The following is a 17737-nucleotide window of genomic DNA, read 5'->3' on the forward strand; positions in this document are numbered from 1 at the left end:
AGACATCACACGCAAGGTATCCGCAGCTCAAGGCATTTCTGACGACCGTGCTCCCTGGAATTGAAGACCAGCATGGAATTGCAAGCGTTCTTTCTGGATCTTCGTTGATGTAGGGGAGTTCGGCGCTCCCGGCGTCTCAAGGCCGCGGTCTCGCGCCAATCGCGAGCGCCGCGAAGCGCGTTATTGTAGCGCAGATTGCTGCAATTCGTATCGCCATGCAGCAACTCTGTGCAGCGCGGCTGCGTAGCCCCGATCTCGCTCCATGCCGAGCTGCGGTAAGCGCGGCACTCGAGAAAGCTTCGGCATCGACGCAGCCGGAGCGGAATGATCCGGAAGCCTTGACCCAGATCAAGGGAGCCCGCCCCCCACCCGCCAACATCCGCACTTTACCGCCCTTCAGCCATCGTCGGCCGACCGGGAGTTTCGATCATGAAGGCCGTATCCGTCGAAGAAGCCGTTGCGATGATCCCGGCGGGCGCCAGCGTCATGGTTGGCGGCTTCATGGGAGTCGGAACGCCGGAGCGGCTGCTCGACGAAGTCGTGCGCCAGAGGAAGACAGGTCTGACCTTGATCTCGAATGACGCGGCCACGCCCGGCAAGGGCGTCGGCAAGCTGTTCGATCAGGCCCTGGTGTCGAAGCTGACGGCAACGCATATCGGCCTCAATCCCAAGGCGCAGCAGCAGATGCTGGCGAACCAGATCGCCGTCGATCTCGTGCCGCAAGGTACGTTCGTCGAGCGCATCCGCGCCGGCGGATGCGGTCTCGGCGGCGTGCTGACGCCGACCGGCGTCGGAACGCTGGTGGCCGAAAGCAAGCGTCAGATCGAAGTCGACGGCAAGCCGTTCCTGCTGGAGACGGCGCTGCGGGCGCAATTCGCATTGGTGCACGCCTTCCTCGCCGATTACCTTGGCAACCTCGCCTACGCGCTCACGTCCCGCAATTTCAACCCAGTCATGGCGATGGCGGCCGACACCGTCATCGTGACAGCGGAGCATATCGTCCCGGTCGGCGTGATTGCACCCGATCACGTCGTCACCCCCGCGCCGCTCGTCGACTATCTCATCACCAATGGGTGACACCATGGATCCCCAGATCATCATCGCCCGGCGCGTCGCCAAGGAGCTGAGGAACGGCAATCTCGTCAATCTTGGTATCGGCATTCCAACGCTGGTCGCCAATTACGTGCCGTCGGACCTGAAGATCTTCTTCCAGTCGGAGAACGGACTGATCGGCACCGGGCCGATCCCCGAGCAGGGCATGGCGCATCCGACACTCACCGATGCCGGTGGGCGCCCGATCAGCGCGCTGCCGGGCGCCTCCACGTTCGACAGCGCGATGTCGTTCGGACTGATCCGCGGCGGCCACGTCGATATCACCGTGCTCGGCGGCCTCCAGGTCGATGCGCATGGCCATCTCGCCAACTGGATGATCCCGGGCAAGATGGTTCCCGGCATGGGCGGCGCAATGGACCTCGTCACCGGCGCCAAGCGCGTGATCGTCGCCATGCAGCACGCCGCCAAGGGCAAGTCGAAGATCGTGGCGAAATGCTCGCTGCCGCTGACCTCGGCACGCCCGGTCGACCTCGTCGTGACGGACATGGCCGTGATCGGTTTTCCCGATGGCAAGGCGACGTTGCTGGAAACAGCGCCCGGCCTGAGCGTCGGCGAGGTCCTGGCGCTGACGGAGGCCGAGCTCGCCATTCCCGACAATGTTCCGGAAATGAGGATCTAAACGGGTCAGCCCATGCGGATATTCAGCGACTTCGACGAGATCAAATCCGCGGTCGGCACCGAGATCGGTGCCAGCGACTGGATCGAGATCACACAGGACCGCATCAACCAGTTCGCCGAGGCGACCTGCGACGAGCAATGGATCCATGTCGACCAGGAGCGCGCCAAGCAGGAGATGCCGGGCGGCAAGACCATCGCCCATGGCCTGCTCTCGCTTGCCCTTGCCCCGCTGTTCATCCGCTCGGTCATCGGCCTGAAAGGCCTGCGCAACACGCTGAACTACGGTGCCGACCGCATCCGATATCTCGCGCCGGTGCCGGCGGGCTCGAAGCTGCGCGGCCGGGTCACGATTGCGGAAGCAGAGGACGTGCCGCCGGACGGGCTGCGCGTCAACTACCACCTCGTGATCGAGATCGAGGGCGGCAAGAAGCCGGCCTGCGTGGCCGAATTAATCGCACTGCACTATCGGTGAATCAAAAAGTCGAAAAACAACCCCATGCACAGTAGACATGTGGCTGATTTGACTGAGGTTTCCTGTTCGCCCCGCTGTTCACCCAGAGCCGGGTTGCGTCGTCGGGCAAAACACCTGCAATATGCCACCATCAGCCCATGGGTCGCCGGACCGCTCAGCGCGGCGGCAACGCGCGGATCAATCGATGATGTGATAGCCACCGTCGATGTACAGCACGCCGCCGGTGATCAGCTTGGCGCCGTCGAGCGCCAGAAACGCGGTGGCATTACCAACATCATCGATGCTGACGAGGCTGCGCGACGGCGCCTTGGATTGTGCCTTGTCCATCAGCTCGTCGAACTCCGGAATGCCCGAGGCCGCGCGGGTCGCTAGCGGTCCTGGCGAGATCGCGTGCACGCGGATGCCCTTGGGGCCGAGCTCGGCCGCGGCATAGCGAACCGCGGCCTCGAGCGCCGCCTTGGCGACGCCCATGATGTTGTAGTTCTCCACCACCATCTGGCTGCCGTAATAGGTCATGGTGAACATCGTGCCGCCGTTCTTCATCAGGGGTTCGGCAAGATGTGCCATCCGCAGGAACGACCAGCAGGAGACGTCCATGGTCTTCAGAAAGCCGTCGCGGCCGACATCGACCACGCGACCATGCAGTGCTTCCTTCGGCGAGAAGGCGATCGAATGAAGCAGGAAATCGAGTTGCCCCCACTCCGACTTGATCCGCTCGAATACCGCCTCGGTCTGGCCTTCGACCATGACGTCGAGCGGCAGGAAGATCGGCGCTTCGAGGGCCTGCGCCAGCGGCTCGACGTGCTTCTTGGCACGATCGTTCAGATAGGTGACGGCGAGATCGGCGCCGAGGGCGCGAAACGCCCTGGCGCAGCCCCAGGCGATCGACTGGTCGTTGGCGATGCCGACGACCAGGCCCTTCTTTCCCTTCAGAGCGACCTTGCTGTCCGGAAATACTGGAATCATGACACCCTCTCTTGTCTGGGGTTGGGCGATTGCCTGTTCATCAACAGCGTCAGCGTGTGCTGCGCGATCATGAGCTCCTCGTCCGTCGGGACGACGTAGACCGGAACGAGACTCGTCCTTGTCGATATCAGCCGCGAATGGCGCGTGTTTTCGGCAGGGTCGAGTGCCACGCCAAGCCAGCCGAGCTGCTCCGCCACACGTGCGCGGATGCCACTCGAGTTCTCGCCGATGCCGGCGGTGAAGACGAAGGCATCGATCCCCTGCAGCGCCGCCGCCAGCATGCCGGCATTGAGGCCGATGCGATAGACGAAATAGTCCACCGCCAGCTTCGCTTGCGGGTCAAGGTTCGCCTCCAGCTCGCGCATGTCGTTGCTGATTCCGGAAAGCCCCTTCAATCCGCAATCGCGATAGAGAAAATCCTGCACCTTCGATGCCGTCATCCCCTTCTCGGACAGCAGATACAGCACGACGCCCGGATCGAGCTGGCCCGGGCGCGTGCCCATCGGAAGCCCGTCGAGCGCGGTGAATCCCATCGTGCTCTCGACGCTCAGCCCATTCTTCATCGCGCACATCGACGCGCCACTGCCGAGATGGGCGACGATCACCCGGCGCTTTGCGATGTCTGGCGCGATCTGCGGCAGGGTCCTGGAGATGTACTCATAGGAGAGCCCGTGAAAGCCGTAGCGCCGCACACCTTCGGCGTGGAGCTGGTGGGGGATGGCGTAATGATCGGCCAGCGGACCGTGGGTGCGGTGAAACGCGGTGTCGAAGCAAGCGACCTGCGGGATCGCCGGGAAATTGGCCAGAATCGAGCGGATCGGCGCCAGATTGTGCGGCTGATGCAGCGGCGCCAGCGTGGCGAAACGCTCCAGCCGCGCCACCACGCCGTGGTCGATCAGAACCGGCCGCTCATAATCAGGCCCGCCATGGACGACGCGATGCCCGACCGCCAACGGATGGATACGCGCTTCGTTCCGGAGCCATGTCCCCGCGATGTCCATCGCCGCCGGCACGTCCGGAATGGCCTCGATGGGATAGGCCCGATCCGCCATGGGATCGTTGCCTGGCCTACTTGCCCGCAAGCGCGGCCGGCTGCCGATGCCGTCCACCTGCCCCTTGATCAGGCGGCGCAGAATGCCCTCTCCCTCGATCGCAAAGACCTGGAACTTGACGCTCGAGGAGCCGGCGTTGACGACGAGGATGCTGTCCATGGCGGTCACGCCGCGATAGTCGGCGCCTTCTGGCGCCGCGCGTGAGCATAAAGTGCAGCAACCGCGCACGATGCCATCCGCGCTCTTGGGCTGTCCGCACGCGAGGTCAGAACCACGGGTACACGCGCGCCGAGCACAATGCCGGCGCCGTCGGCCTTGGCGAAATAGGCGAGGTTCTTGGCCAGCATGTTGCCCGCTTCGAGGTCGGGCACGACCAGGATCTGAGCGCGGCCGGCCACCTCGGACTTGATGCCCTTGATCCGCGCCGAGTCGAGGTCGATCGCGTTGTCGAAGGCCAGCGGCCCGTCGAGCACGCCGCCCGTGATCTGGCCACGATCCGCCATCTTGCAGAGGGCCGCGGCCTCGATCGTGGACGGAATTTTCGACGTGACCGTTTCGACTGCGGAAAGAATGGCCACCCGCGGCGACTTGCCGAAGCCCGCCTGATTGTAGAGGTCGATCGCGTTCTGAATGATGTCCCGCTTGGCGTCCAGATCGGGGAAGATGTTGATCGCGGCGTCAGTGACGAAGATCGTCTCGGCGTAGGCCGGCACATCCATGACGAAAACGTGGCTGATGCGCCGATCAGTCCGCAATCCCCCGACCTTGGCCGTGACGGCTCGCATCAGCTCGTCGGTGTGAAGGCTGCCCTTCATGAGCAATTCGCCGCGCGCGGCATGGATCAATTCGACACCCTTCGCGGCGGCATCGTCGCTGTGTGCGGCATCCACGATCTCACAACCCGCGATGTCCAGGCCGAACCTGGCAGCCGTATCCCTGATCTTGCGCTCCGACCCGACCAGGAGCGGCCGGATGATGCCGGCAGACGCGCTGTCGACGGCGCCCCGCAAGGATGTCTCATCGCAGGGATGCACGACGACGGTCGGCGTCGGCGGGATCGCCTTGGCCGCGGCGATCAGGCGGTCATACTTGCTGGGAGACTGCGTGGCCGTCGCATCTGCTGACATGATGTCGCTCCCGATCCTCACAACCCGCGTTACGAAGCCTTCGCCTTAGGGTCGAAAGGGGCAACGTTCGACGCCCTTTCGGAACCTTCCGCGGTCTCGAGGCCAAACAGGCCAGCGATCTGCCGCAGCCGGTTTGCGCGCTCGCCCGTGACATCCGCACTGGCTGACAGCACCTGCTCAATCGCTTCAAATGCTGCGCGACGAACGTTCATGTCGTCAGGCAGCAATTTCGGTATTGCGGCGAGCGCCCATTCTCGATCGAGCAACAGCATGAAGAACTGCTCGCGTACCAGCATCTTGAACTCGGCAAGCGACATGCGTGCGCCGCCATGATCCCTGCGAACCTGGCGCAGAGCCTCGATGCTGCGTTCGTCCACCATCCCCCGTGCCGAGCCGACATAGAGCAAAGCGCGCAGCGCCGCTTCACGGAGGCCGCCTTCACCGATCCGCGACTTCAGATCGGCGATGCGCTTCTCGAGCATGGCGCGATGCTCGGCGGACATCTCACGCCGACGCGACGGCGTGGACGTCGGGTCGATCCCGACCGCCGCCTGGAGCGCCGGGGACCCGTAGACGCTGAGGAACATCGCTTCGCTGAGTGCCTCCTGTGAATCGCGCCAGCTGTCGAGGGCGTGAACGACCTGCTTCGAGATCTGCTCCTGGAACGCCAGGAACGGATTGTCCGCAGCGACCGGCTTGCGCTCCTCGGCGGCCTTCTCGGCCAATGATTTCACCGCCGCCATATAGGGATTCTGGCTGCTGAACAGCTCGTATTGCAGCCGCAGCGGATGCATGTTGTGAGCCCATTCCGCCATCCTTGGCGTCACCATGCGCTTGACCCACGGCTGGACGAATTTCTGATAGGCCGCCAGGTTGATTTCCGAAATCCGCTTGGCGGTGGCAAAGCGTCGCTCGTCCTCGGGCGAATTGCCGCCCATGGCGCGGATGTCGTCGAGCGTCCGTGCCTCGCATCGCATCACCCACTGGCCGACGACCAGATCCGAACTTGCGGTTTCCTCGTCCTTAGCCTCGAATGTTGCTTCATAGAGCCCGGGCGGCAGAACGTCGATGAGGTCGATGTTGCTGGAAAATTCCGCGTGCTCCTTCTTGGCAACGCCGCCGGAGACGAAGATGCCGAGATGGCCGATGCTCTGGTGCACGGTGTAGACGATGGTCTGGCCGTAGGCCCTGATCTCATCGACATCGGCATAGCAATCGAGGATCCAATGCAGCGCCTGCTGCGGCGGTGTGATGTTGTCGCCCTCCGAGCAGAACACCACGATCGGGGATCTGATGTTGCGAAGATCAACCTTCCGGCCATCGGACATTTCGATGTTGCCGGCGGCGAGGTTATTGCCGACGAACAGCTCATCGACGATGAACTGAATCTCCTCGGCGTTCAAATTGACGTGGCCGCCCCACCAACGCTCGAATTCGAGGTAGCGATCTGCCTCGCTGTCGACTTTGGAATAGACGTTGTACTGCTTGGTCCAGAGCGTATTCGAAGGGTTCTGGTTCTCAAAGTTCTGCACCAGCCATGCACCATCGAACTTGCCGGCGCCGAGATCAGACGTCAGGGCCGTCAACCAGCTTCCGCCAAGTAGCCCGCCCGAGTAGCGCATCGGATACTTTCCGTGCACGCCGGCCCAATAGGCCAGTGGCGCGCCGGCGATGATCAGCGGGCCGAACAGCTCGGGACGCAGCGAGGCCAGGATCATGACGGCCCATCCGGCCTGGCAATTGCCGATCACGCAGGGCTTGCCGTCGGCATCCGGGTGAAGGCTCATGACCTTTTCGATGAAGATGGCTTCGGCACGCGCGATGCGCTCGATGGTCTGACCGGGCATCGGGTCCGGCAGGAATCCGATGAAGTAGCAGGGATGGCCTGCCTTCATCGCCACCCCGATCTCGCTGTCGGCCTTGAAGCCGCCGATGCCGGGGCCGTGGCCCGCACGTGGATCGACCACGACGAACGGCCGCCGGTTCATGTCGATCTCGACGTTGGCAGGCGGAACGATGCGTACCAGCGCGTAATTGACGGGTTCGGCGAGCTGGCGCCCGTCCATGATCAATTCGGCCGCATATTGCAGAACATGCGGGGCGGTTTGCGCGACATGCTCCCTGTACTGATCCCCGCGCCGGCGCATGATATCTAGGAACAGAACACTGCGCTGTCCCGCGTCGACCAGGTATTCGACTGCCGAGGCGACCAGCCCCGACATGGGACCGCCCGGAATTTGTACGTTGTCCATGGACATGTTCTCGACCTCTCCGTCGCCCTCGCCAATTGACGGCGCTGGGGGAGGACGAACGTTGATCTAGGTCAAGATGATCTGCACGCTTGGGAGGCCTTTATCCTGCATCACAAGGCATGAGACCCGGCTGGACGGTTTGGACGAGCAACATCGTCATGTCACAAGCTGCAACTTACAGCGTCCAAACCGTCCTGAAGGACGGCACTCCGATCCAGATCCGCGCGCTTCGCGCCAGCGACGAGGCGGATATGCTTGCTGCCATCGCGCGTACCGGCCCGCAGTCGCTGCAGAGCCGGTTCTTCGTTTTGAAACGGCACTTCTCGGAGAAGGAGCGCGCCTACTTTATGGACGTGGATTTCAGCAATCACGTTGCGCTGGCCGCTCTCGCAGAAGAACAGGGTCGATACGCCATTATCGGCGGGGGCCGGTACGTTGTCGTCGAGCCCGGTCAGGCCGAGATGGCCTTCGTCGTGGTGGATGCCTGGCAAGGTCGCGGCGTAGGCTCGCTGCTGCTGAGACACCTGACAGACATCGCGCGCGAACAAGGCATAAGAGAGCTCACGGCCGAGGTTCTGTCCGACAACACGCCCATGCGCAGCGTGTTCGCGAAGGCGGGATTCAGGCCTGGACGGAGTGAAGATCCGAGAACGGTGCGCCTGTCGCTCTCACTTGCATCCGCGCGCCCGGCCTGAGCCTTCACCTCAAAGCGATCGTGATCTGACTGATATTGGCCGCCAGCTCGAGTCCCGCCTTCGGGCCTTGCAACACCATCGTGACGCCCTTTTCGTTGCGGAGGTGCACACCGTTGGCACCGCCGACCAGCGCAAAGCCGCCGCCGACGGAACTGTAGGTGCCGGCGAAATCACCGACCTCCCGGATGCCGGATGCCCAGCCGTCGAGACGGCCGAAAGTTGCACCGACCGTGATGCCGAAACTCAGGCCGCTGATCTTGAAGGGATAGGTCTTGCCCCGGTACGTCAACACGCCGCTGCCGGCGCCACCGCCGACCAGGAGGCCTGCCTTGACGATCTTCACTCTGACCTGACCGGCTGCCTGCGCGAAGGACGGCGTCGCCGGCGCGGTCAGCCCGACTGCGAGCAGAAGCAACACGATCAGGCGAAATGCGCGCCCGCGCAGGCGCGGCTCAGGGTTTTGCGGCATCGACCTTCTTCCAGGTCTGGTCGGGATCGAACAGCGTGATGCGCTGCGCGATGAACTCGGTGCGCTGGCCGAGATCCTTCTGATAGACGACGCCGTCATGATTGACGAGGAAGGTCATGACGCCCGAATTGCCGTATTCCGCGGGCCAGGCGATCAGGGCGAAGCCGCCGATCATCTTGCCCTTGACGACGTAGTTGAGCGCGCCGCCGGGCGCATCCCGCCCCTGCCCTTTGAGAATCCGGAAGTAATAACCGTGATAAGGTTCAGGTCCGACATCGTTACCGCGATAGCCCTCCTTCGAGGCTTCGGCCGCGAGCGCACCGAGCGGGCTCGGATCGCTGTCGTCGCGCCAGAACAGGCCGTCCTTCTTGCCGGGCGAGGAGACGATGCGCTGCGCGTAGACGCCGACGCCCTCGCCGCGGTCCTTCTCGGCATATTCGTTTTGCGCGTCGACGAAGGCGAGCGCGGTCTGGATCGCGTCGAGTTCGTTGCGGCCGATGCGACGGCGCAGCACCTCGATCCGTCCCTCGTCGGTGTCGAACGCCCAGCCCGTCCTGGTGTTGACCAGCGGAATCGGGAACGGGAAGTCGTCCGGCCCGAGTATCAAGGTGGCAGACTTGTTGCCCTCCGCCTTGATGCTATGCTTGGTGTCATACATCGAGGTGAAACGCTGACGTATATCGTTGTCGGCGACCTCGTCACCGGATGAGACGATGTCCTCCGCGTTCTTGCCGAGCACTTTCAAAATGTCTTTCGGGCCGCTCTTGACCGCGGCGGCAAGGGCAGACGCGGCCTCTTCCGGTGTCTTGTAGGATTCCTGCGCGAGAGAGGCCGATCCGAGCAGCGCGAGCGCGAACACGCCGGGGAGCAGCGCACGGTTAAACGATTTCAGAGCAGTCATGGCATCACCTCCGCAGGAAGCTTCGCGCCGCCGGCGAGCCAGTCGCGATAGGTGCGGAACGTCAGCCCGAGTTTCTCGTAATGGACGCGCAGATAGCCGTCGCTGCCGCGGGTCACAGCATCGGGCATCACCTGCTCGACCTCCTGCGCCATCACGCCGACATAGGCCTTGTCGCTGCCGAGGTAGCTGAACCGATAATAGCCAAGACCGTTCGAGAGATGACCGAGCAGGACGACATCATGCTTCAGCGCGATGTCGGAACGCCGGCCACCGCCACCACCACCGCGGAAGCCGCCTCCTCCACCGCCGCCACGCATCGCCATGCCGCCACCGCCACCGCGGCCGGCAAAGCTTGGTCCGCCGCCGCCACCGCGCGGCATGCTCGCCATGCTGCTGCGGCCGCGCGCGGATGCGGCGGCAGCCGAGCGGCCGGAGGAAACGTTCATGGCACCGCCGCGGTTGCCGCCGCCGCCACGATTGGCCGCACCGCCGCCGGCGCGGTTCGCGGCCTTGGCGCGATCGCCGCCGCCCTTGCTCGCGCCCTTGTTCGCACCTTTGGCACGATCACCCGCACCGGCACGATCGCCGCCGCCGGGCCGGTCGCCGCGATTGCCGGCACGATCACCTGGACCGCCGCGATCGCCCGCACGATCTCCCGCCCGGTCCCCGGCACCCTGGTTGGGCCGCAGCACCTGGTTGCCGTCGCGGCCGCGGAAATCCATCCGGTCCGACACGCCGGCCTTCAGATTGTTGTTGCCGAAGCGCTGCTGAACATTGCTGTTGTTGTAGCGGACACCACCGCGATGCGCCGGATTGTGCTGCCAGCCATTGCCGATGTTCGTGGTGCGATGGTTGACATAGACGTTGCGGTTGCCCCAGTTGAAGCCACCGCCCCAGTAATTGCCCCAGCGTCCGATCGCCCAGGCCGTGCCGAAGGCGAGACCGGCGGCGACCATGCCGGCGCCGATGTAAGACGGATAGCCCCAATAATACGGCGGATATTCCGCATAGGGCCAGCTGCCGTAGACCGTCGCCGGGTCGTAATACGGCACGTACATCGCCGCGGGATCGGCCTGCTGGATCAAGACGACCTGCTTGCCTTCCTGAGACTGGACGCTGACCTTCTGCTGCTTGGTGGTGACGAGCTTCTTGTTGTCATAGGCCTTGTTGCGCAGACGCTGGATCGCGTCCATCACGTCGGGCTGCTGCGCGAGGAAGGCATCGCCCAGCTTCTTGGTCCAGTCGAGCTGGTCGCTCATCATCGCGAGGACGTCGGCGGTGCTGGCCAGCGCCTTGACGCTGTCGTCCCAGCCCTGCTTCTCAACTTCCGTCTTCAGCGCATCGCCCTTCAGGCTCTTGCGCTCCTTCAGCCAGCGGTCGGCCTGCACCACTTCCAGCGGATAGGTCGAGGCAGCCAGTACATTGGCGAGCAACTCGTCGGGATAAAGCGCGATCGGCGCGACGAGGGCCTCGAGCTGCTCGGGCTTCAAGAGCTCGGCCGTCGGCGCAGGTGGACTGGCAGGCTGCGCCTGCGGCGCCGGCGCTGCAGGTGTTGTTGGGGTCTGCGCCGCTGCGGCGACCGAAGTCGCCATCAAGAGCGCCAGCGCCATCAGGGTCGTGCCGCAACGAAACATTACATCCTCCGTCTGACTCCCAGTGCGGGAGGATCAAGCCGGGCCGCAGGCATTTGTTGATCGAGATCAACGAAACCAGGCCGTCGCGGCTGCCGCAGCGCAAGGACGCACGAGCATTCGACAAGGATTTTCGGTCGAGACAGCCCGCCCCTGAGCCACGCGGATCATTTCTCAGCCAGCGATCGGAAGCCGGATGGTGAACAGCGCACCGCCCGCAGGCTGGTTCGCAGCAGCGATCGTGCCGTGATGAGCCTCGACGATGGTCCTGGCGATCGCAAGTCCCATGCCCATGCCATGCGGCTTCGTCGTAAAGAACGGATCGAAGACGTTTGCGACGTCGGAGGCGGCCATTCCAGGCCCGGTATCGGTGATCCTGATTTCGGCCTGATGGCCGGTGCGCAGGGTCGCGACGCTGACCTCCCGCTTTCCGGTGTCGGCGTCGGAGATCGCATCCATCGCGTTGATGATCAGGTTGAGGAGGACCTGCTGAAGCTGGACCGGATCGCCCTTGACGTGAAGGCCGGCCATGACCGGCAGATAGCTCAACGTGATCCGGCGCCCCTGGGCGAGCGCCTTCACGAGACCAATTGCTTCGCGCACCGTATCGTTGAGCTCGATGTCCTTGACCTCGAACGGGGTCTTTTTCAAAACGCTACGGAGCCTGCGGATCACCTCGCTCGCCCGTTGGTCGTCCCTTCTGATGTCGGCGAGGATCTGCTGGATCTCGACCAGATCGGGCTGGGCAGCCTTCAGCATGAGCTCTGCCGTTTCGGCATTGGTCAGAATCGATCCGAGCGGCTGGTTCAGTTCATGCGCGATCGAGGTCGTCAGCTCGCCAACCGCCGAGTAGCGGTTCACGTGGGCGAGTTCCGTCAGGCGCTGACGCGATTCGACTTCGGCAACCCGCCGGCGACGACGCTCGTGCAGGAGCCCGCTGATGAGTCCGGCCTGGACCAGGAACACGGCCGAGATCATCAGCATCTGCCAGCGATAGCGCTGCCAGATACTCGGCTCGCGAAACAGGATGGTGCTTCCCTTGGGCAGGCTACTCTCGCTGATGCCCCAGCGCTGCAACTCCCGCCAATCGTATTTAGGAGCGGCATATGCGATCGGTTCAATTCTGACGTTTGCAGGCTCTTCCCCGCCCAGAATTCGCAGTGCCGCATCGGCGGTCTTTTGGCCGAGTTCAGGAATTGAATGCATCGGACCGCCGACAATGTCGCGTCCGAAGAACGACTCCTCAAAGCAGAAAATTGGGGCGTTCGCGACGGCCTGAAGGCGATGCAGCGCCAGATTTCCATCATGAACGACACCCGCCGCGTCGACCGACATCAACCCCCAGAACAGAACCGTGTGCGGGGGAAGCGTCGATGCCCGTTTCAGGATGTCCTCGAACGACAGATCGCCGTACCAAACGAACGAAACCCGGCCTTCGAGCGGCTTGACGTCCCTCTTGACCTCTTCGAGCCAGAATTTCTCCAACGCAGACGCGCCAATGACGAGGGCTATCGTCTGCGTGTCCGGCAGCACCTGCAGAACGTTGCGGAAGGCCGTGACAAATTCGTTACGGACTGACACTACCGCGTCGTTCCGGGTCAGGCGTGAGCGGTCGATCAATCGTTCCTCGACTGTCGTGAGGACCATTGGCGCCTTCGGAAACAGCTTCTCGCGATGCCTTTGCACGAATCCGGCCGCTGGCCCGCCAATGCTCATCACGATGTCAGGTGGCCGCCCTTCGTACAGCGAACCAAGATATTCGACGAAGGGCCCCTCAGGACCCGGCGCGATGAACCGGGCCGTAAGAAGCGTATGTTCCTGGATATCGAGCGGCCAGGGAGAGCGCTCCTCGAGATTGGTCTTGATGCTGCGTGCGTACTCGCTCCAGGGCAAGAAATCGCGCCCGAAGGAATGCAGCATCAGCACACGCTTGGGCTCGCTGCGCGGTGCCGGGGCCGATTGCGCGCGCACAGGACTGCATAGCGTGCACCCGGCGAGCAAGAGGCCGAGACAAAGCCACGCAGCCGCAACCGGCCTGACCGCATCCCTGGACATGCGCCCGCTCAGCTCCACTCCCCGCAGCTTTCGCTGACTGCGATCTCCGGCAATTTTAGCGCGGATTGCAGCGCACGGACAGCCCCGAGGCGGGCCTCAGCGGCGCGTGACGACCCGCCCATAGTCTCGTTCGTCCGCTTCTCTCGTTCAATGGCCGCCGCTCAGCACGAGTGTCTGGATCGGCAGCAACAGCGCCTGAATGCGCAGCAGCAGCGCATGCACGAGGCCGACGCCATCCACGACGTGCAGCGCGATCTTCCGGCTGGTCGGGGTGTCCTTGGCCGAGATCTCCTCGTGGTTGCTGGTGTAGGCATTGACGATGCAGCTCGAGCCCGGCGTGACACCGTCGAGGCCGCCCTTATAGAGCGGCTCCAGAAACACGAGGATCGTGCCGGGGCGGACGGCATTCTGCGGATCGATGAGCTGCTCGCCGGAGCGGAACTGTCCGGCCGCGATGTAGTCCTGCACTGTCGTGATCACCATGGGGATGATCACCCATGGCCTCGAGATGCAGGCCGCTTCCGCGACCATGCCGGTCTTCATCACCTGCGCCTCGATCTGGCCGAAACCGGCCTGGAGCGCCTTGCGGCCCGCACCCTCCGGAACGAGAACGCCGGCCGGACGCATCAGCTGGTTGACGACGTCGCCGGGGCGAACCAGGAACTGCTCGACGCGCCCGTCGACGCCGGCGCGTACGAGGGTCTTGTCGAGATCGACCTGAGCCTGGTCGAGCGCGGCTTCGGCGCTGGCCTTTTGGGCCGGCAGCAGGACGGAGACCTGCAGAGATGCGGATTGTTTCACGGCCGTTGCGGCGTCGACGCCCGCCTGGCGCTGGTCGACCAGGACCTGGAGCTTTTCGATATCCCGCTGCGGAACGATGCCCGGATTGCGGCGCTGGAGCTCGGACTTGACCTCGAGTTCGTCCTTGGCCTGCTGGTAGTTGGCCTTCGCCTCCCCGATCTGCGCCTCGGCCTTGACCACATCCGCCTGTGCGGTCTGCATGGCGGCATCGACCTCTGCAACCTTCCGCTTGGCGGTCTCGAATGCAGCCTGCTGCTTCGAGCTGTCGAGCGTGAACAGAACATCGCCCTTCTTGACCGGCGCGCTGAACCCGACTTTCACCTCGGCGACACGGCCCGAGCCTTCGGGCAGAATCGGCACGGTGCGGAAGTACAACGTCGCGGATGAGGTTGCGGGATGGAAGTAGAAGATCATCGTAATCAACGAGATCGTCAGCATCAGGCAGGCGGTGATGCCCCAGCGCAACTCGTACCAGATCGAGAAGAAGGTGATCTCCTTGCCGAACCGCTTGCCCTGAACATAACGGCGGTAGAGGTAATCGGGCAGGATCGTCAGCAGCGAACAGAACATCAGCTCAAACATGGCTGTGCTCCTTCTCCTTGGCGGGTCCCGGCTTATCCTGCAGAAGCGGCGTCGCAGCGGCCTCGGGCAAGACATCCCCGCCATCGGCAACCGGCGTTGCGTCAGCGATCTTTTCGACGGATCCGGCAATGCTGCGCAGCGGCGTGCCGAAATCCGGGATGTCGATCAACGCGAGGAGCAGGCCGGCGATCCAGAAGATGTGCATGTGCGTGAACAGAGAGATCAGGCCGAGCACCGCAACAAGCTCGAACTGCAATTTCTGCGATTTGTGCGCCATCCGCTCGGGCAGGCTGTGCAGTTTCCAATAAAGCGTGCCGACCCAGAGCACGGTCCCGATCAGGAATACGCCCATCACCACCATCAGCGTGTCGGTCCCGCTCCCGGGCGCCAGATAGAACGGCAGATGATGCGGTGCCATCGGATGAAGCTGGTCGCTCAAGCGTCTCTCCCGGTCAAGACATGCATGTGCAGCACTGTGTGCGGATAGGTCCGCGTTTGCTTGATTTGAATCAAGGGAACGCTTTTGCGCCGGACCTAGCGTTTTCTGCGTGCTGATTGGATAACCATCAGGAGCCGCCCGCCATGACCGGCCTAGACGATCTCATCCCCAACGCCGCCCAGATCCGAAAGGAAGCCGCTCTCAAGGAGGCTGAAAAGGCGGAAGAATATGTCCGCCTCGCCGCCGCCGCCGAGGCCGAGAAGCGTGCGCTGATCGAGCGCCTGAGCAAGCCGTCGGGCAAGACCGAGGAAGAGAAGATCAAGCTCGCCTCGACCATCATCCAGCGCGCGGTGCGAAACGGCCTGACGGAAGTGCTGGTCTATCGCTTCCCCAACTCACTGTGCACGGACAAGGGCCGCGCCATCAATCAGATGGAGAAGGGCTGGGAGAACACTCTGACCGGGATCCCCAAGGAGATCTTCCAGCTCTGGACCGATTACCTGAAACCGCGCGGCTATCGCATTGCCTATCAGGTCATCGATTTTCCCGGCGGCGTGCCGGGCGACATCGGCGTGACCATATCCTGGGACGATTAGGACGGGTAGGCATGGCCAAGGACGCAGCTGCAGAGCGGATGAAGCGGAAGGATTACGAGAAAGCGCTCGAGAAGCTGCAGGTCGAGCTGTGCCACCTCCAGGACTATGTGCGGGAGAACAAGCTCCGGGTCATCATCCTGTTCGAGGGTCGGGACGCCGCCGGCAAGGGCGGCACGATCAAGGCGATCACCGAGAAGGTCAGCCCGCGCGTATTCAGGGTCGTCGCCCTCCCCGCGCCGTCCGACCGCGAGAAGACGCAATTGTTCTTCCAGCGCTATATGGAGCGGTTTCCGGCCGGCGGCGAGATCGTGATCTTCGACCGGAGCTGGTACAACCGCGCCGGCGTCGAATACGTCATGGGCTTCTGCACCCCCGCCGAACACGAGCGCTTCCTCAACCTGTGCCCGCAGATGGAGAAATACGTCATCGACGGCGGCATCATCCTGATCAAGATCTGGCTCGAGGTCGGCATGGACGAGCAGGAGCGCCGCTTCAGGGCCCGTATCGACGACCCGGTCCGGCAGTGGAAGCTCAGTCCGATGGACCTGGAATCCTTCAGGCGGTGGTACGACTATTCGCGGGCGCGCGACCTGATGCTGAAGAAGACCAGCACGAAGGAAGCACCCTGGCACATCGTCCGCTCCGACGACAAGCGAAGGGCGCGGCTGAACTGCATCGCCCACCTTCTCGGCGCCATTCCCTACAAGCGCATCAAGAAGGACACGATCAAGCTGCCGAAGCGCTCCGACAAGGGACGCTACAACGACCAGACCAGCCTCAAGGGGATGAATTTCGTCGCGCAACGCTTTTGAGCAGCATCAGGCCGCTAAAGCGCGATGCGATTAGGATGAATCGTCGTCGCGCTTTGCCGTCAATCGCTCAATAGCCATACCGGTTTTGCTGCGGGCAGACCCAATTGCCGTAGGTGTCCTGATAACAGCTGTTGTTGTAGTAGCCGTAAGCGCCGTAAGCGCCCGCTGCTGCAGCCCCAACCGCGGCAGCGCCGGCCGCGCGGCCCCAGCCGTAGCCGTAGCCAGGACGATATCCCGGATAACCGGCGACGGGACGACCCGGGCGACCTGCGACAGGATAGCGGCCGGGACGACCGGCTATCGGATGAGCAGGGCGCGGACCTCCGGCGACGCGATGCCCGCCATGGATGCGGCCCGCGTGAACAGCGCCACCGCGGACACCTCCGCCATGAAAGCCACCTGCACGGGCGCCGCCGCCATGAAAGCCGCCACCACCGCGACGAGCGAAAGCATCGTCGGGAATGAGGCTGACGGTGAGCAGGACAAAGGCCGCAAGAGCAGCCAGAAGATAACGAAGCATGGCATCTTCTCCTATGATTGGGGTGCCATCACTCGCTGTTGGATGATGCCGCCGCACGACCGCGATAGGCACCCGACGATAAGGTCGGGTACCGATCCGATTCGAGCTTGATTTGAATCAACAAGACGAAGGCTTTGTGAGGCGGGCTCCTGCAGCGCGCACGTGAACGGGCGCGCTGCGCGGCTCGTTCAGCTCGATTTCAGGCGGATTGTGACGCCGCCGACGGCAGCCGATACTTCCGCGCCGACCTTGGGGCCGCTGAGCTGGAGGATGACGCCATTGCTGTTCTGCAACTGAACGGCGCCAGCACCTGCGGCGATTGCCCCACCCGCTCCTCCCACGGCATAGGAGCCTTCGATGGATGCCGGCCCCTTCAGATTGAGCGCCCGGCCGACGAACTTCGTCGTCGACGCCCCGATGGTGAGGCCCACGCTCATGCCAGACACCGTGAACGGATACTTCTTGCCCCGGTAGACCAAAACGCCCTCTCCGCCACCGGCGCCGACGATGAAGCCTCCCTTGGTGAAGACGACCGCAACCTGGCCGGTATCGGCATGCGTTGGCGTGCTGAAGCCGGCAACGGTTGCGAGCGAGGCGACCAGGACGGCGCCGAAGATCAGTTTTCTCATGACGTGT

The 17737-nt window shown here is 63.5% G+C and carries 18 protein-coding genes; 6 read left to right on the plus strand and 12 right to left on the minus strand.

Features of this window, described 5'->3' with window-relative positions:
* Positions 1–429 precede the first annotated feature (429 nt).
* Genes ACNJYA_RS23860 through ACNJYA_RS23870 form a run of 3 tightly spaced genes read left to right on the plus strand, consistent with a single transcriptional unit; the run spans position 430 to position 2203 of the window.
* Positions 430–1077, plus strand: coding sequence for a CoA transferase subunit A (locus ACNJYA_RS23860; protein ID WP_439400784.1), 648 nt, complete (start codon positions 430–432; stop codon positions 1075–1077).
* Between the two features lie 4 nt (positions 1078–1081).
* Positions 1082–1732: a 3-oxoacid CoA-transferase subunit B gene (locus ACNJYA_RS23865; RefSeq protein ID WP_439400785.1), complete on the plus strand. Its 651-nt coding sequence runs from the start codon at positions 1082–1084 to the stop codon at positions 1730–1732.
* A gap of 12 nt (positions 1733–1744) precedes the next feature.
* Positions 1745–2203, plus strand: coding sequence for a MaoC family dehydratase (locus tag ACNJYA_RS23870; RefSeq protein ID WP_172784577.1), 459 nt, complete (start codon positions 1745–1747; stop codon positions 2201–2203).
* Positions 2204–2380: 177 nt separating this feature from the next.
* Here ACNJYA_RS23870 and fabI read toward each other — a convergent pair whose 3' ends face one another.
* Genes fabI through ACNJYA_RS23890 form a run of 4 tightly spaced genes read right to left on the minus strand, consistent with a single transcriptional unit; the run spans position 2381 to position 7606 of the window.
* Positions 2381–3169, minus strand: a complete 789-nt coding sequence (gene fabI, locus ACNJYA_RS23875; RefSeq protein ID WP_025035483.1) for an enoyl-ACP reductase FabI — start codon at positions 3167–3169, stop codon at positions 2381–2383.
* Positions 3166–4380 (minus strand): acetate/propionate family kinase, encoded by a 1215-nt coding sequence (locus ACNJYA_RS23880; RefSeq protein ID WP_439400786.1) that lies wholly within the window; start codon positions 4378–4380, stop codon positions 3166–3168. Before ACNJYA_RS23880 ends, fabI begins: the two co-directional genes overlap by 4 nt.
* 5 nt (positions 4381–4385) lie before the next feature.
* On the minus strand, positions 4386–5348 hold the full coding sequence (locus ACNJYA_RS23885) for a phosphate acetyltransferase (RefSeq protein ID WP_172784575.1): 963 nt from the start codon (positions 5346–5348) through the stop codon (positions 4386–4388).
* Positions 5349–5377: 29 nt separating this feature from the next.
* Positions 5378–7606: a DUF3141 domain-containing protein gene (locus tag ACNJYA_RS23890; protein ID WP_439400787.1), complete on the minus strand. Its 2229-nt coding sequence runs from the start codon at positions 7604–7606 to the stop codon at positions 5378–5380.
* A 152-nt stretch (positions 7607–7758) separates the two neighbouring features.
* On the opposite strand from ACNJYA_RS23890, the gene ACNJYA_RS23895 reads away from it, so the two are divergent.
* Entirely contained in the window at positions 7759–8295 is a 537-nt protein-coding gene (locus tag ACNJYA_RS23895) for a GNAT family N-acetyltransferase (protein WP_172784573.1), read from the plus strand.
* Between the two features lie 4 nt (positions 8296–8299).
* Here the strand turns inward: ACNJYA_RS23895 and ACNJYA_RS23900 are convergent, their stop codons facing one another.
* From ACNJYA_RS23900 to ACNJYA_RS23925, 6 genes are all read right to left on the minus strand, one after another.
* On the minus strand, positions 8300–8764 hold the full coding sequence (locus ACNJYA_RS23900) for a hypothetical protein (protein WP_439400788.1): 465 nt from the start codon (positions 8762–8764) through the stop codon (positions 8300–8302).
* Entirely contained in the window at positions 8748–9665 is a 918-nt protein-coding gene (locus ACNJYA_RS23905; RefSeq protein WP_439400789.1) for a DUF2950 domain-containing protein, read from the minus strand. Before ACNJYA_RS23905 ends, ACNJYA_RS23900 begins: the two co-directional genes overlap by 17 nt.
* Positions 9662–11299, minus strand: coding sequence for a DUF3300 domain-containing protein (locus ACNJYA_RS23910; RefSeq protein WP_439400790.1), 1638 nt, complete (start codon positions 11297–11299; stop codon positions 9662–9664). Before ACNJYA_RS23910 ends, ACNJYA_RS23905 begins: the two co-directional genes overlap by 4 nt.
* A 171-nt stretch (positions 11300–11470) precedes the next feature.
* Positions 11471–13351: a sensor histidine kinase gene (locus ACNJYA_RS23915; protein ID WP_439363527.1), complete on the minus strand. Its 1881-nt coding sequence runs from the start codon at positions 13349–13351 to the stop codon at positions 11471–11473.
* A gap of 147 nt (positions 13352–13498) precedes the next feature.
* On the minus strand, positions 13499–14734 hold the full coding sequence (locus ACNJYA_RS23920) for an HlyD family secretion protein (RefSeq protein WP_260383165.1): 1236 nt from the start codon (positions 14732–14734) through the stop codon (positions 13499–13501).
* Positions 14727–15152 carry a hypothetical protein gene (locus ACNJYA_RS23925; RefSeq protein WP_439367506.1) on the minus strand — a complete coding sequence of 142 codons (426 nt, stop codon included), beginning with the start codon at positions 15150–15152 and terminating at the stop codon, positions 14727–14729. The genes ACNJYA_RS23920 and ACNJYA_RS23925 overlap by 8 nt, the downstream gene beginning before the upstream one ends.
* A 164-nt stretch (positions 15153–15316) precedes the next feature.
* Here ACNJYA_RS23925 and ACNJYA_RS23930 point away from each other — a divergent pair, with 164 nt between their 5' ends.
* Together ACNJYA_RS23930 and ppk2 are read left to right on the plus strand one after the other, a co-directional pair.
* Positions 15317–15769: a hypothetical protein gene (locus ACNJYA_RS23930; RefSeq protein WP_439363528.1), complete on the plus strand. Its 453-nt coding sequence runs from the start codon at positions 15317–15319 to the stop codon at positions 15767–15769.
* 11 nt (positions 15770–15780) lie between these two features.
* Positions 15781–16581: a polyphosphate kinase 2 gene (gene ppk2 / locus ACNJYA_RS23935; RefSeq protein WP_439400791.1), complete on the plus strand. Its 801-nt coding sequence runs from the start codon at positions 15781–15783 to the stop codon at positions 16579–16581.
* 67 nt (positions 16582–16648) lie between these two features.
* Here ppk2 and ACNJYA_RS23940 read toward each other — a convergent pair whose 3' ends face one another.
* Together ACNJYA_RS23940 and ACNJYA_RS23945 are read right to left on the minus strand one after the other, a co-directional pair.
* Positions 16649–17101 (minus strand): hypothetical protein, encoded by a 453-nt coding sequence (locus tag ACNJYA_RS23940; protein WP_271511850.1) that lies wholly within the window; start codon positions 17099–17101, stop codon positions 16649–16651.
* 188 nt (positions 17102–17289) lie between these two features.
* Positions 17290–17730 carry a hypothetical protein gene (locus tag ACNJYA_RS23945; protein ID WP_172784564.1) on the minus strand — a complete coding sequence of 147 codons (441 nt, stop codon included), beginning with the start codon at positions 17728–17730 and terminating at the stop codon, positions 17290–17292.
* Positions 17731–17737: the final 7 nt, after the last annotated feature.

The organism is Bradyrhizobium sp. BLXBL-01, assembly GCF_051853025.1.
GTDB lineage: Bacteria > Pseudomonadota > Alphaproteobacteria > Rhizobiales > Xanthobacteraceae > Bradyrhizobium.

Coding starts and splice junctions, on each gene's coding strand:
- ACNJYA_RS23930 (WP_439363528.1), top strand. CDS start 15,317: ATGACCGGCCTAGACGATCTCATCCCCAACGCCGCCCAGATCCGAAAG.
- ACNJYA_RS23945 (WP_172784564.1), bottom strand. CDS start 17,730: ATGAGAAAACTGATCTTCGGCGCCGTCCTGGTCGCCTCGCTCGCAACC.
- ACNJYA_RS23905 (WP_439400789.1), bottom strand. CDS start 9,665: ATGACTGCTCTGAAATCGTTTAACCGTGCGCTGCTCCCCGGCGTGTTC.
- ACNJYA_RS23880 (WP_439400786.1), bottom strand. CDS start 4,380: ATGGACAGCATCCTCGTCGTCAACGCCGGCTCCTCGAGCGTCAAGTTC.
- ACNJYA_RS23885 (WP_172784575.1), bottom strand. CDS start 5,348: ATGTCAGCAGATGCGACGGCCACGCAGTCTCCCAGCAAGTATGACCGC.
- ACNJYA_RS23910 (WP_439400790.1), bottom strand. CDS start 11,299: ATGTTTCGTTGCGGCACGACCCTGATGGCGCTGGCGCTCTTGATGGCG.
- ACNJYA_RS23895 (WP_172784573.1), top strand. CDS start 7,759: ATGTCACAAGCTGCAACTTACAGCGTCCAAACCGTCCTGAAGGACGGC.
- ACNJYA_RS23925 (WP_439367506.1), bottom strand. CDS start 15,152: ATGGCACCGCATCATCTGCCGTTCTATCTGGCGCCCGGGAGCGGGACC.
- fabI (WP_025035483.1), bottom strand. CDS start 3,169: ATGATTCCAGTATTTCCGGACAGCAAGGTCGCTCTGAAGGGAAAGAAG.
- ACNJYA_RS23920 (WP_260383165.1), bottom strand. CDS start 14,734: ATGTTTGAGCTGATGTTCTGTTCGCTGCTGACGATCCTGCCCGATTAC.
- ACNJYA_RS23860 (WP_439400784.1), top strand. CDS start 430: ATGAAGGCCGTATCCGTCGAAGAAGCCGTTGCGATGATCCCGGCGGGC.
- ACNJYA_RS23865 (WP_439400785.1), top strand. CDS start 1,082: ATGGATCCCCAGATCATCATCGCCCGGCGCGTCGCCAAGGAGCTGAGG.
- ACNJYA_RS23900 (WP_439400788.1), bottom strand. CDS start 8,764: ATGCCGCAAAACCCTGAGCCGCGCCTGCGCGGGCGCGCATTTCGCCTG.
- ACNJYA_RS23870 (WP_172784577.1), top strand. CDS start 1,745: ATGCGGATATTCAGCGACTTCGACGAGATCAAATCCGCGGTCGGCACC.
- ACNJYA_RS23915 (WP_439363527.1), bottom strand. CDS start 13,351: ATGTCCAGGGATGCGGTCAGGCCGGTTGCGGCTGCGTGGCTTTGTCTC.
- ppk2 (WP_439400791.1), top strand. CDS start 15,781: ATGGCCAAGGACGCAGCTGCAGAGCGGATGAAGCGGAAGGATTACGAG.
- ACNJYA_RS23940 (WP_271511850.1), bottom strand. CDS start 17,101: ATGCTTCGTTATCTTCTGGCTGCTCTTGCGGCCTTTGTCCTGCTCACC.
- ACNJYA_RS23890 (WP_439400787.1), bottom strand. CDS start 7,606: ATGTCCATGGACAACGTACAAATTCCGGGCGGTCCCATGTCGGGGCTG.